Genomic DNA, 12,511 nt, shown 5'->3' with positions numbered 1-12,511 from the left:
CCCGTGCCGTTCCAGAACCCCGAGGAGACCGGCCACGTCCACGTGATCGAGAGCTACGTGACGAGGACGTACTCGGGCCTCCCGCGCTACCTCGTACTGAACAGCGGGCACTTCCTGAGCCCCCGGTGGCGGCACGCCACCCGCTTCACCCGCCACCTGATCGCCGACGCCGCCGCGATCACCGACGCGGAACTGCAAGCCCTCCTCGGCTACGAATGGCGCGCGCGCCTCACCGCCGCCTGGCTGATCGGCGTCGGCCGCCGCGACCGGTTCCGGACCCGCATCGCGGACCTGCTCCTGGCCAGCGAGGTCAGCCACTCGGGCACCGCATACTGCTTCGCCCTGGCCCGCTTCGGCACGCACGCGGACGCCGAGATCCTCACCGCCTACCTCGACCGCTACCTCCCGCGCACCGACCTCCCCTACGACCAGCCCGCAGCCCTGGGCGCGCTCCTCCGCCTGGACACCCGGCTGGGCACCCACCACGCCACCCGCTACACGGCCCCCGACGGCCTGTGGCACCCCTGGTCCCGGGCCACGGCCGACCTAGGCCACCCCACCCACACCCCCGCAGACCTCCACCACTGGACGAACCTCAACTGCGACTTCGCCAACGGCTGGTCCCCCAGGAAGAACCGGGACTGAAGAGGGCGGGTCCTACGATGCCGAAGCCCGCCGCGCCGTACCGTTCGAGCACCCGCCGACGGATGGGTCTTCCGCCGAACCGCCCCGTACCGCCGACAACCTCCGCCGGGCCCGCCAGGACTTCCAGTGCAGCCGGACGCGTTCCATGGCGAACACCGCGAAGACCATGCAACAGGCGAGCCCAGCACCACCGCACGCCGGCCCTGTGGAGCGCCGCGGACGCTGGGAAGGTGCAGCGGATCCACTCTCCCTCGCTCCGTTGAAGTCACCGCCGGTGCAATGCCCGCCTGGCGACAGCAGCCGTCAGCAACTCGTCGTCGAAGTGCGAGGCGACGGCAAGCTGCGTTGCGCCGGCGCGCGCGTTCAGCATGCCCTTCGTGATCCGCACGGTAGTCGGGTCACGACGAATGATCGGCTTCGCCCAGCGCGCGACTGCAGCGTCGAGATCATCTGCAGGCACCACCTCATGCAGGATGGACAGTTGCTCCGCCCTGGCGGCGTCGAACGGCTCGGCCGTGAGCAGGAGCCGTCGAACCCAAGCCTGCCCCGCCTCTTCGGCGAGGCGGGGAAGCACACCGCCCCAGGCGGGCGGGACGCCGAGGCCGACCTCCGGCATCCGGAACCGGCAGGTGTCTGCTCCGACGCGCAGATCGCAGAAGACCGCGAGGCCGAGGCCGGCGCCTATGACATCGCCGTGGAGGCGGGCGATGGTGACAACTCTCAGTTGTGAGAGCGTCGAGCACACTCGCTGGGCCTTGTCGGCGAGGGCCCTCAGCTCGGAGCCGGATGGATCCCTCTCCAGCAGCGTGGGGAACTCCGCGCGGTCACCCCCCTGGCAGAAATGGTCTCCCGCGCCGGACAGCACCATCACGCGGACGGTGTTGTCGTCCTCCAGGGCGCGCAGGACCACCAGCAGTTCGCTGAGCATCTGGCCGTCGACGCTGTTGCCCGTCTCGGGGCGGTTGAGCTCCACCCGGAGGATGGGCCCTTCGTCGCTCACCTGGAGGGTCTTGAAATCCGTGAACATGTGGGGCCTTGTCTCGTTTCTCGAGTGGGTGGTCAGGTGAGGGTGAGTTGCAGGGACGTCATCCGCCGGAAGGCTACGCGGGGCGCCCATCGTGGGGGCCCGCTCAGGCGCGGCCGTATCGAGCGACTGAGGAGCGAGGTGAGCAGGGTGATGGCTTCCAGCCGGGCCAGGGCGTTGCCTGCGCAGTAGTGGATTCCTGCTCCGAAGGCCAGATGGGAGGCTCCGCGGCGGAGGCTGAAACGATGGGGGTCGGGGTAGCGTGCGGGATCGTGATGGGCGGCCCCCACCATGAGCTGCAGCATGTGGCCGGCCGGTACCAGGATGTCTCCGAGCCGGGTCTCCGTCGGGGCCACACGGCTGATCATGTGGATGGGGGCGTCGTAGCGCAGGACTTCATCGACGGCGTCCGGGATGAGCCCGGGGTCACGGCGTAGTGATTCCAGTTGCTCGGGGTGTTCGAGGAGCAGACGCACCGACGCGGACAGGACATGCGAAGTCGTCTCCAGCGCCGCGAGAATCATGAAGAGCGCGAGAGCGTGAACGGCTTCGTCTGCGCGGTCCCGGTCAGGTTCGAGCGCATCCCAGGTCCGAAGCCACGCCGAAACCGGGTCGCTCCCCGGATTCTTGCGGCGCGCACGGATCAACTCGGTGAAGTACGTTCTCAGTTGCCTGGTGGCACTGTCGGAGAGGGTCAGCTGGCTCGGCGTGGGGAAGAGTTCCTGCGCGAAGACCTGGTCATGCGTCAGAGTGCGTAGGAGTCCATAGTCGGCGGCAGGTATCCCCATCCACTCGCCGATGGTGATGATGGGCAGTTCTTCGCTGACAACTGTGTGGAAATCGGCTGGCCCGTGGCGCAGTTGGTCCGTAAACTCGGCGAGCAACCGGTCGACGGCCCGCTCCACGGACGGACGCAGGGCTGCGAGCGAGCTGTGGGGGAAGAGGCTCCCCAGGGACCGTCTTTCCCTCGTGTGCTGGGGCGGGTTGAGCATCGGCAGGGACGCGGCCATCTGCTGTGAGGCGGGTGAATTCCATCGAGCCGAGTGGCTCGTCCGCCAGTCGGCGTCGGGAACATTCCAAGCCTTGTCCCGAAGGATCTGGTCACAGAGAGCGTAGGACGTGACGATGTATCCGCCCCATGGTGCCGGGATAATCTCTCCCATTTTCGCGAGTTGCCGATAGACTGGCAATGGATCCGACTGTCCCTCCTCTGTCCGAAGCCGAGAAAAAATAGCCGTCAACACCCGCCGGTCAACGCCGACAGTCGCCGTGGAGATATTCAAAACAACTCTTTCTTGCAAGATCGAACAGTGATGGCCAGCGCTGCCTACCCTCACCGCTGAACCGCCACGCAAAAAGAGAGCTTTCCCACACCGATCTGCACCACACCGCGCATTCAGCAGCCCGAAGGACCCTCGCTTTTGTGAACAGACAGCGCAAAACGCCCTGGGTTCACACGCGCTTCACAGAAGGGTCGCGGGTGGGTGCGACCCGTGCGCGATGTGAGCCGGGCCCACCAGCGGGTGTGGCAGCCGGCGGCGTAAAGCGTGATTCTCCGCGGTGGTTGCACCGTCGACGAACGGTCCGGTCCCCTGCTCCTAAAGCCAGTCGCGCTTCTTGAAGATGACGTACAGGCTGACGCAGACGACCGCCATCAGGAGGATTGCGAAAGGGTAGCCCCCTGCCCACTTCAGCTCCGGCATGTCCTCGAAGTTCATGCCGTAGATGGTGCCGACCAGGGTGGGGGCGAAGAGGATGGCGGCCCACGAGGAGATCTTCTTGAAGTCGTCGCCCTCACACCGCTGACCTGCGGAAATCGCCTGCACAGGCGGTCTGACCTGCAGCGATCGACCTTTCCGAGTCTTTCAGCCTGCTCCCCGGATATGCAGCCGATTCCCCCCAGCCGCCCCCCACGAGGCCTCATTCCCCCCAGATTCCCCCCAGCGGACACTGTCTCGCCAAGAGGAGCACCGCAGGTCGGGGGCCGCCCAACGTCGCTCACGACAGGCTACTCAGGGGAGTGGCAAGGCGGGACTGGGGGAGCTCGGCGAGTCTGCTGTTGCTCGGGGCCACCGCCGTACGCTGCCCAGAGTTCCGCCACTTCAGCCGTCGACTGGGAGCGCCCCGTGACTGAGCCGCAGCGCAAGTCTGTCTTGTACGTCATCGTGTGCGCGGCCGGGATCGCCGGCGATGTCGGCAAACTCATCACCGTCGCCCAGGAACGGGGCTGGCAGGTCGTAGTTGTGGCCACCCCACAGGGCTTCGACGTCCTCGACAGCCAGGTGATCGAGAACCAGACCGGTTGCCCGATCCGCTCTGCCTGGCGCTCACCGGGTGATGCGCGGTCGTACCCGCGGGCCGACGCCATCGCAGTCGCACCAGCCACGTTCAACACGGTTAACAAGTGGGCGGCCGGCTTCGCGGACAACCTCGCCCTCGGCATCCTCTGCGAGGCACCCGGCATGGGCATCCCCACCGTGGTGCTCCCCTACGTGAACACCGCCCTCGCTGCCCACCGCGCGTATCGGCGCAGCGTTGATGAGCTGCGTGAGATGGGCGTGATGTTCGGCAGCTACATGCCGCATCGCCCGAAATCCGGGGGCGGTGCTGACCGCTTCCGCTGGGAGGAGGCGGTTGACCTCCTTGCGTCGAACTACCCGAACTTGGCGCGTCAGCGGTGACGTCGTCATGGCCACCCTCGAGGGCAGAGCCGTCCGGTCTTGCCCCACAGGGCTGGGCTCTGTCAGGACAGGTCGGTCTCGTGCCTGGTTGGGGCGTGACCTCGGGCACAAGGATGTCGGAGATCCCCTTGACTCAGGAGGTGCTCGACTTGATGTCGATGACCCACCACGTGGAGTGCGTGGCGATCCTGGAGCGGGTCGTGAAGGACGCCTGACCTGCGGGTTTGTCGATGTGCATTATGTGCGTTGTGGGCGTTACGGGCGATATCTTGACGCTGATCTGACGCTCGTGACGCTCGTGACGCTCGTTCGACGCTCATTGGAGCCGTTTCCTGATGGGGTGTCAGCTTAAGCTGACGCAGCGTCAGTGTCGTGAGCCGCCTCCCTGGCTGGACCGTGTGTCCGGCCGGGGGGCGGCTTTCTGCGTGCCGTGGTGCCGAATGCCGGCCTTGCCGGTTCGATGCGCCTGAGCCTCTACCGGTTGCACTCCGTAGCAATTTCGGCTAGCCGCTGCCCGCGTCAGCGGTAGGGGTCAGACCCCTCAGCCTGTCTTTTGCCGTCCTGGTCGCCGTCTCTATCTCCGTGGATGGAACATCTAGCCGATGCCGGTCAAGTCGGGGTCATTTCGCCGGTTCTCGGCGCGATGCCCGCCGATGGCCGGTAGAGCGGAGGTATCTGCCGGTTGAGAGCGTGAGGTGGGCGCATGCGCCGTTGGTCCCCGTTGAACGACCGCCAACTAGCGCTCTTGCGGCGGCTGGATGCCGGCGCGGAGTTGGGCTCGGCGTCGACTGAACGGCTCTCCGCGTATGCGCTGCGCGATCGAGGGCTGCTGGCCGTTGTGCGCCGTGACGGCTCGGTGCGGGCCGAGGTCACCGCGGCCGGGAAGTTCTATCTGGAGAACGGTCGCCATCCCGAGGATCCGCTGTACACCAGGGCGGCGGAGTTGGTCGAGCGGCTCGTGGCTGAAGGGAGGGTGGTCATCCCGGAGCCCGACGAGGAGACGGGGGTCGAGTATCGGCGGGCCGTCGATTACGCGAAGCGGCACAACCTCACGCCGCCGGGGAAGCGCATCGAGAAGCTCCGTCTGTGGAACCGCGACCTTCAGATCTCTCTCGAAGACGGTCCGCATCACAACGCGAAGGGCGAGAGGCCGCAGAGTGCGCCGCCCATCCCTGTGCCCGTCCAACTGCGTTCCCTTCACCCCGTGGTGGCTGCTATCAAGGAGGACCGCTACCGGCTCGCCGTGTCCGCGGCTCTTCGGGGCAGGGCTCTTCGCCTGTTCCAGGGCTTGTGTGCGGAGGCGGTGAAGCGTGGCCACGGGGTACGGGAGAACCCGATGGATGAGAGCCACCGCAGCCGGGCCTACGGGTACGGCGGCGCATCCATCGCCTGTCGGTCCCCCCGGCGCGAGGGTGAGGTGGACCTGGTCGTCGGCGACTTCACGTACACGGTGACCATCAAGCAGGAATTTCCCCAGTCCGAGGACCCGGAGCGGGCGCAGAGTCTGATGGTCGAGCTCCCGTACAGCCGATCGGGCCGCCAAGGCAAGTGGGCCGACCGGAAGCGGTGGAGGCTGGAGGACGTCCTCGGAGCTGTCCTGCGCGAGATCGAGGTCCGTTCGAGGGAGGACGTCCAACGCCGGATCGAGGAGAAGCGGGCTGAGGAAGACCGGAAGGTCCGGTGGCAGGCGGCGATGGACTCGGCGCGGGAGCAAGCGGACCAGGCCCAGCTCGCAACTATCCTGCGTGAGCAGGCGAATGACTGGCATCAGGCGAGGGCGCTGAGCCAGTACTGCGATGCCCTGGAGCGCCGGATCGACGCATCATGTGGTTCGACAGCTCCGGAAGCAGTCTCAACCTGGCAGTGGCTGGAGTGGGCCCGCGCATACGTGAGTTCCCTGGACCCGCTGCGGGAGCTGCCCGGGATGCCTGTGCCTCGTGATCTCGAGCCCGAGGAACTCAAGCCGTACCTAAGCGGTCGAGTTCGGAAGCCCTTCGGGGGTTGACGCTGAGGAAGCTCCCGTGCCAGGTGGTGGCGTGGAACCCGGCCGAAGGGTGAGTTGACCTTCAAGTTGGATGAAGGTCAACAATCGGGTCCATAGACGGCACCACGGAACTACTGAGCATCAGCGCCTTCGTGCGGCGAGTCGGTCTCGCTCCGAGTGCCCTGCGTTTCTACGACGACTGCCGCGTTCTGCGGCCGGCGTGGGTTGACGGGACGACCGGATACCGCTTCTACAGCCCTGCTCAGGAGGCCCCTACCGCTGTCCTGCGCAGTCTGCGAGAAGCGGGACTGCTTGGCCGCCGAGGGTGCCGTGGTAAATCGTGCCCGGTCAACGCTGACAGGGCACGGTCACAAGATCTCCGGCTGTAGTACCAGCGATGTCACCGGTTCTCGAGTGGCATCAGTTCGGTCGTGAACGCTTCGAGGAAGGCGCGGCGGGACGTCACCGTGCCGGCCGGGCGCACCACGAACTTCGACAGGCCGATGTCGGTGAACTGGCGCAGGTGTTCCCGGGCGTCGTCCCAGCCCCAGCAGAGCAGGGTGCGTGGGTCGTCCACGTCGGGACGGTCCTGGCGCAGACGTGCCAGCAGGGCGTCCACGGTGTGCTCCTCGGCGTCGTCCTGGACGATCGTCACGTAGGTGCCGTAGTGGTCCTCCTCGATCGTCCGGTCCGCGCGGTCGGCGGCGCGGACGATCGAGGTGCGGCAGACTTCCGCCTCGGCCGGGGTGATGTTGCCGCCGAGCCAGCCGTCACCGAGCCGTCCGATCCGGTCCAGGGCGGCAGGCACCCGGCCGCTCAGCCACAGGTCCACGGGCTTGGCGGGCAGCGGGGCGACCGAGGCCTCGCTGAGATGGAAGAACCGGCCGTGGTGGGTGACGACCGGCATGGTCAGCAGTGCCCGCACCACGCGCAGGGCCTCCTCGAACACCTCGGCGCGGTGCTCGTTCGGCACGGGGAACACCGTCCGGTCGGCGTGCCGGGCGGGGCGGACGCCGAAGACCGGCAGGACGCGGCCCGGGGCGAGCGCTGCCAGGCTCGCGAGCTGCGCCGCGACCACCGCCGGGTTGCGCCCGGGCAGGACGATCACGCTCATGCCCAGCTTCAGCCGCTCGGTGAGACCCGCCGCGTACGCGACACCGATCAGCGGATCGACCACGCCGGGCGCCGAGACCAGGTCCGAGAACCACACGGAGTCGACCCCATGTGTCTCCAGCTCCGTCACCAGACAGGCCGGATCGGGATCGCCGCCCGGCGCCCCGCGAACGGGCACGTTCCCCATACCGATGCGGATCTTCATACCGGCCTCGGACCTCCTTCCACCTCGGTGTCGGCGCGCCGGAGCAGCCTCCCCAGAGTGGTGGCCCTCGACAGGAGGGTGTCGTCGGCGGTCCGGGTGGTCCCCCCGGCCAGCGCGATCCCCTCGGTGAGGGTCGCTTCCGTGGTGAGGCGACGCCACGCGTGGATCGGGAGGTGCCGGGTCCAGCGGACTCCGAGATCCAGGGTGATCGGCTGGACGGTGCCGACTCCTTCACTGCGGAACACGCACTCCAGCAAGAAGGCATCGAAGAGCAGCAAGTCGACAGCCGCCCCGTGGGTCGCCTCACCGATCAGGTCCGGGCGGCCCCTCACCCAGACCTCGCACCGGGGGACACCGTCACCCAGCCCGGCCGGGGTGAGCGGGTAGTCGATCGCCCGGACCTCGAGATTCTTGAAGAAGGCGACCTCGTCCTCCAGCCACGTCACCAGGGGCGCTGATGCCGGAGGTTCCGCGCCGGCGACGGTCTGGTCGGCCGGTACCAGCCGGGTATCGACCATCCAGGCGTCAGCGGTGAAGACCAGTTCGTCCCCTTGGAGCAACTCGATGCGGAGCAACTCGGTGCTCCTGCCCTTCCTGATGACTTCGACGCGGCCTTCGATGGGGCCGGGCGATGCCGCTCGCGGATAGGAGCCCTGGATGCTGCCCAGCACGAGATGCGGAGAGGTGGCCCTGGCCACCTCGCTGGCGAACGCCGCTACGCAGCCGCCGAAGACGCGCCCCGCAAACATCCATTCCTCGCCGACCGTTCCGAGGAAGCCCGAACTCGAAGGCGTGACGGCGAACGCGGTCTCAAATGACAATGGGATCTCCCTTGATCCGCAGGACAGCGGCGACCGCGATGCCCTGGGGTTCGGCCGAGGTGAGCAAGGCGAATCGTTCAGCGGCACCCGCGGCGGCGGCGTGGCTCAGGACGGCCGCCAACTGGAAGGCACCCGATGCGGAATGGACCTGCCCCAGAGTCTCCGTCAGTGGCGGAAGCAACGTCGCCTCCGGACACACCGTGACCAGGGCCTTGGACTCCGCGTCATCCGTCGTTCCCGAGCCGACAGCGGCCCAGACGCGGTCGGGTGACGTGCGGGTCAGAACCCTGTTCGCCGCTTTGACCACCGCGGAACCGATGTCGCCGTCCGTTGCCACCACTGACGTGACGGCAAGCACTTCGGCCAAGCCGTGGGGCGCACTCGGCTCCAAGCGGAGCATGGCGCAGCCTTCCGCCAGCGGGGCCGTGTCGTCACGAACCCAGGAACGCGCTTCGGTGAGCTCCTCGACGGCGCCGGTGAGAATGGTGTCCGCACGGCCCGTCAGCAGCAGCCGTCTGCAGTACCCGAGGGCCAGCAACCCGGTTGTCCTGCCGCCGGCGAGTGTGGCGTTCGGTCCCTTGAGACCGTGCCGGATGGCGATTTGCCCGGCTACGCTGTTCATGGCCGCGTTCTGGATGGCCGACGGCTGGATGTGGTACGGCTTCCCTCGGAGCAGCGAGGCCCGGTTGACCTCCAGGATGCTCTGCGCGCTGCCGTTCGTCGTGCCCAGCACCATCCCCGTCCGCGCGCGATCGTCGTCCTCGGCGAGCAGACGGGCGGCGGTCGCCACGGCGAGCGCCGTGGCGCGGCTCATGGTCCGGGTGCCCTCACGCCCGAGGAACTCCCGCGGTTCGAAGTCCGGCACCGGCCGGGGGCCGTCGGGAAGCGGAGGGCCCGACACGATGTTCTGCGCGAAGTCGCGGTCGTTCGTTCCGTACGGAGACATGGCGGACCAAGCAGTAATGATCATCGAGGTTCCTCGTAGCGGCCCAGCAGGACGATGGCGTTGTTGCCGCCGAAGGCGAAGCCGTTGTTCTGCACGATGCTCAGGTCAGCGGGAACCGACCGGTTCGGAACGCAGTCGATGTCGCATTCCGGGTCCGGCGTCCTGTGGTTGACCGTAGGTGGCACGAAGCCCTCGGTGATCGCGATCGACGAGGCGATCGCGCCGAGCGCGCTGGACGCGCCCATGGTGTGTCCGAGCATCGACTTCAGGGAGACGACAGGCGGTGGCCGGTCACCGTAGACGGACTTGATCGCGCGCACTTCCGTCACGTCGTTGGATTTGGTGCCGGTCCCGTGCGCCGAGATCAGGTCCACATCGCCGGGCCGCACACCGGCGTCGCGCAGTGCCATCTCCATGCACGCCTGGATGCTCTTCTCCTCGGGTGCGAACGCGTGGTGGGCGTCGCAGTTCAACCCGTAGCCGAGCACCTCCGCGTAGATGTGCGCTCCCCGCGCCCGTGCCGCGCTCAGGCTCTCCAGGAGCAGGATTCCCGCTCCTTCGCCGCTGAGGATGCCCCGGCGGTCGGCGTCGAACGGGCGGCACCGGTCGGGGGACATGATGCCCAGCCGGTAGAACGAGGCGAACGACCGGCGGCAGATGGCGTCGGCGCCGCCGACCAGGGCGTAGTCGGCGTCACCGAGCCGGATGGCGTCGAACCCGTCCCCGATCGCGTAGTTGCCCGCCGAGCAGGCGGTGGCGAACGTCATCGGGGCCGCGTCCTCGAGTTCGAACTCCCATGCGATGGAGGCGGATAGCCGATGGGTGCCTGCGCGCTCGACGAGCTCCGGGTCCACCGCGTCCACTCCGTGCGCCACCGTCTCGGCGGCCAGCGCGTCGATGTCCCGCGATTCGCCGTCGGCGGTACCGACGGCGATGTAGCCCGGACGGTCCCGCAGGTCCTCGCCGGCCAGTCCGGCTTCGGCCAGGGCCATGCCGGCGGCGGCCACGGCGAAGGCACTCGCCCGGCCGAGCGTCTCCACCGGGGTCCTGGTGATCCAGTCGGCGGGATCGAACCCCATGACTTCGGATCCGTTCGCGTAGGCGAAACCGGTGGTGTCGAACGCGGTGAGGGGCGCGACCTCGTTGCGACCGGCCCGCAGCCCCGCGGTGAACTCTGCCACGCCGATGCCGATGCTCGACACCAGGCCGCGGCCCGTGACGACGACCCGCTCCGACCTACCGGTCATGCCTCGGCCAGGACTTCGTAGATGGCCGCCAGGCTCACCATCCGCTTGGCCTCGCCCTGGTCGACGGTGATGTCGAGACTATCCTCGATGGCCGTCATGATCTCGATGATCGCCAGCGAGTCGACGCCGAAGTCCTCGGAGAAGACGGTCGTTTCCGTCAGCTCTCCGTCCTCGACCTCCAGAATGTCACAGACGATCTTCTTCACGATTTCCCGGACGTCGCCGGTTATCTCTGCCATGTCGATCTCCTTGTCCGTACAGCGTGACGACATTGTGTGACGAGCGATCAGGCACCGATGATGTTGACCCCGCCGTCGACGTGAACGATCTCCCCGGTGGTCGCGGGGAACCAGTCCGACAGGAGCGCCACACATGCCTTGGCCGCCGGGACGTGGTTGGAGGTGTTCCAGCCCAGCGGGGCGCGTGCGGCCCAGACGCCGGCCATGTCGTTGAACCCGGGGATTCCCTGGGCAGCCGGAGTGTCCAGTGGCCCTGTCGCCACCAGGTTGACGCGAACACCCTGAGGTCCGACGTACCTCGCCAGGTAGCGCGCGCACGACTCGAGTCCCGCCTTGGCGACGCCCATCCAGTCGTAGAGCGGCCATGCCTGGGACGCGTCGAAATCCAGGCCCACGATCGAGCCGCCCTCCTCCATCAGGGGGAGGCAGGCCACGGCCAGGGATTTCAGGGAGTACGTCGAGGCGTGTATCGCCGCTCCCACGTCCTCCCAGGGGGTGTTGAGGAAATTGCCGCCGAGTGCCGTCTGCGGAGCGGCTCCGATCGCGTGCACGACTCCGTCCAGTCCGGTCACGTGCTCACGTATCCGGTCCGGCAGCTCCTCCAGCTGCGCCGCGTTCGTCACGTCCAGTTCGATGACGGGCAACTTGGCGTCCGGGCCGGAGGGAAGACGCTTGGCGATGCGCTCGGTCAGCGAGCGGCGGGGATAGGCGGTGAGGAGGACCTGTGCCCCCTCCTCCTGCGCGATTTTCGCGACGTGGAACGCGATTGAATCCTGGGTGAGCACTCCGGTGACCAGAATGCGCTTCCCCTCAAGGATTCCCATGAACGGTTTCCTCTCTCAGAGTCCCATGGCCAGACCGCCGTCGACCGGGATGATGGCTCCGGTGACGTAACCGGAGTCCGCGCCGGCCAGGAAGCGCACGACCTTGGCGACTTCCTCGGGGGAGGCGGTGCGGCCGAGCGGTATGCGCTCCCTTGCGGCCGCCTTGATCTGATCACTGAGTCCCGCGGTCATGTCCGTGTCGACGAACCCGGGCGCGACCACGTTGGCGGTGATGTTCCGCGGGCCGAGTTCACGGGCGAGCGATCGGGCCAGTCCGACCAGTCCCGACTTCGACGCGGCGTAATTCGCCTGACCGGTCTGCCCGGAGAACGCGACGACCGAGGAGACGAAGATGAGCCTCCCGGCGCGTGCGCGGATCATGTTCCTCGTCGCGCGCTTCGCGACGCGGTACGCGCCCGTCAGATTGGTGTCGAGGACCGCGTCGAAGTCCTCTTCACGCATCATCGCAAAGAGCTTGTCCCGTGTGATCCCGGCGTTGGAAACCAGTACTTCGACGGGTCCCTGCTCGGCTTCGACCTTGGTGAAGGCGTTGTCCACGTCCTCGGTCCGCGTCACATCGCACTTCACGCCGAACAGTCCGTCCGGTGCCTCGCCCGACCGGTAGGTCACTGCCACGGCGTCGCCGGCGGCGGCCAGTTCCCGGGCGATGGCCAGGCCGATCCCCCGGTTTCCCCCGGTCACCAATACCGATCTCGTCATCATTCCCCCTGAATTTGCTGTTTACTTCCCTCCGACAGCTGCGCTGTCGCAAAGTCCGGAGC

At 67.5% G+C, this 12,511-nt stretch carries 13 protein-coding genes and 1 pseudogene; 4 read left to right on the top strand and 10 right to left on the bottom strand.

Annotated elements, in window-relative coordinates; translation table 11 throughout:
- Nucleotides 1-3 precede the first annotated feature (3 nt).
- Nucleotides 4-645: a DUF6000 family protein gene (locus NLX94_RS30580; protein WP_254386347.1), complete on the top strand. Its 642-nt coding sequence runs from the start codon at nt 4-6 to the stop codon at nt 643-645.
- 265 nt (nt 646-910) lie between these two features.
- Here the strand turns inward: NLX94_RS30580 and NLX94_RS30575 are convergent, their stop codons facing one another.
- The 3 genes and pseudogenes from NLX94_RS30575 to NLX94_RS30565 form a co-directional block, all read right to left on the bottom strand.
- The gene (locus NLX94_RS30575) at nt 911-1,672 is read right to left on the bottom strand and encodes an enoyl-CoA hydratase/isomerase family protein (RefSeq protein ID WP_254386346.1); all 762 of its coding nucleotides are present in this window, start codon (nt 1,670-1,672) and stop codon (nt 911-913) included.
- Nucleotides 1,673-1,704: 32 nt separating this feature from the next.
- A complete protein-coding gene (locus NLX94_RS30570; protein ID WP_308402585.1) occupies nt 1,705-2,574 on the bottom strand; it encodes a cytochrome P450 in 870 nt (289 codons plus the stop codon).
- 693 nt (nt 2,575-3,267) lie between these two features.
- A pseudogene (locus tag NLX94_RS30565) lies at nt 3,268-3,453 on the bottom strand (CorA family divalent cation transporter); the annotation flags it as partial.
- A 342-nt stretch (nt 3,454-3,795) separates the two neighbouring features.
- Between NLX94_RS30565 and NLX94_RS30560 the strand changes: the two are divergent.
- From NLX94_RS30560 to NLX94_RS30550, 3 genes are all read left to right on the top strand, one after another.
- Nucleotides 3,796-4,350: a flavoprotein gene (locus NLX94_RS30560; protein WP_254386345.1), complete on the top strand. Its 555-nt coding sequence runs from the start codon at nt 3,796-3,798 to the stop codon at nt 4,348-4,350.
- A 703-nt stretch (nt 4,351-5,053) separates the two neighbouring features.
- Nucleotides 5,054-6,355: a hypothetical protein gene (locus tag NLX94_RS30555; RefSeq protein ID WP_254386344.1), complete on the top strand. Its 1,302-nt coding sequence runs from the start codon at nt 5,054-5,056 to the stop codon at nt 6,353-6,355.
- 83 nt (nt 6,356-6,438) lie between these two features.
- Nucleotides 6,439-6,723 (top strand): MerR family transcriptional regulator, encoded by a 285-nt coding sequence (locus NLX94_RS30550; protein WP_374684047.1) that lies wholly within the window; start codon nt 6,439-6,441, stop codon nt 6,721-6,723.
- A gap of 11 nt (nt 6,724-6,734) precedes the next feature.
- On the opposite strand, the gene NLX94_RS30545 is transcribed toward NLX94_RS30550, so the two are convergent.
- Genes NLX94_RS30545 through fabG form a run of 7 tightly spaced genes read right to left on the bottom strand, consistent with a single transcriptional unit; the run spans nt 6,735 to nt 12,449 of the window.
- Complete coding sequence (locus NLX94_RS30545; RefSeq protein ID WP_254386343.1) at nt 6,735-7,652, bottom strand: TIGR03854 family LLM class F420-dependent oxidoreductase; 918 nt, start codon at nt 7,650-7,652, stop codon at nt 6,735-6,737.
- Entirely contained in the window at nt 7,649-8,473 is an 825-nt protein-coding gene (locus NLX94_RS30540; protein ID WP_254386342.1) for a thioesterase family protein, read from the bottom strand. Before NLX94_RS30540 ends, NLX94_RS30545 begins: the two co-directional genes overlap by 4 nt.
- Complete coding sequence (locus tag NLX94_RS30535; protein ID WP_254386341.1) at nt 8,463-9,443, bottom strand: beta-ketoacyl synthase N-terminal-like domain-containing protein; 981 nt, start codon at nt 9,441-9,443, stop codon at nt 8,463-8,465. The genes NLX94_RS30540 and NLX94_RS30535 overlap by 11 nt, the downstream gene beginning before the upstream one ends.
- Nucleotides 9,440-10,666 carry a beta-ketoacyl synthase gene (locus NLX94_RS30530; protein ID WP_254386340.1) on the bottom strand — a complete coding sequence of 409 codons (1,227 nt, stop codon included), beginning with the start codon at nt 10,664-10,666 and terminating at the stop codon, nt 9,440-9,442. The genes NLX94_RS30535 and NLX94_RS30530 overlap by 4 nt, the downstream gene beginning before the upstream one ends.
- Nucleotides 10,663-10,905 (bottom strand): acyl carrier protein, encoded by a 243-nt coding sequence (locus NLX94_RS30525; protein ID WP_254386339.1) that lies wholly within the window; start codon nt 10,903-10,905, stop codon nt 10,663-10,665. Before NLX94_RS30525 ends, NLX94_RS30530 begins: the two co-directional genes overlap by 4 nt.
- Before the next feature lie 47 nt (nt 10,906-10,952).
- Nucleotides 10,953-11,729: an enoyl-ACP reductase FabI gene (fabI, locus tag NLX94_RS30520; protein WP_254386338.1), complete on the bottom strand. Its 777-nt coding sequence runs from the start codon at nt 11,727-11,729 to the stop codon at nt 10,953-10,955.
- Between the two features lie 15 nt (nt 11,730-11,744).
- Nucleotides 11,745-12,449, bottom strand: coding sequence for a 3-oxoacyl-ACP reductase FabG (gene fabG / locus NLX94_RS30515; protein WP_254386401.1), 705 nt, complete (start codon nt 12,447-12,449; stop codon nt 11,745-11,747).
- Between the last annotated feature and the right edge of the window lie 62 nt (nt 12,450-12,511).

The sequence above is a fragment of the Streptomyces sp. TBY4 genome, from assembly GCF_024213195.1.
Taxonomy (GTDB): Bacteria; Actinomycetota; Actinomycetes; order Streptomycetales; family Streptomycetaceae; genus Streptomyces.
The sequence above is the reverse complement of the archived record's forward strand: the minus strand, read 5'-3'. Positions and strand labels throughout refer to the sequence as shown.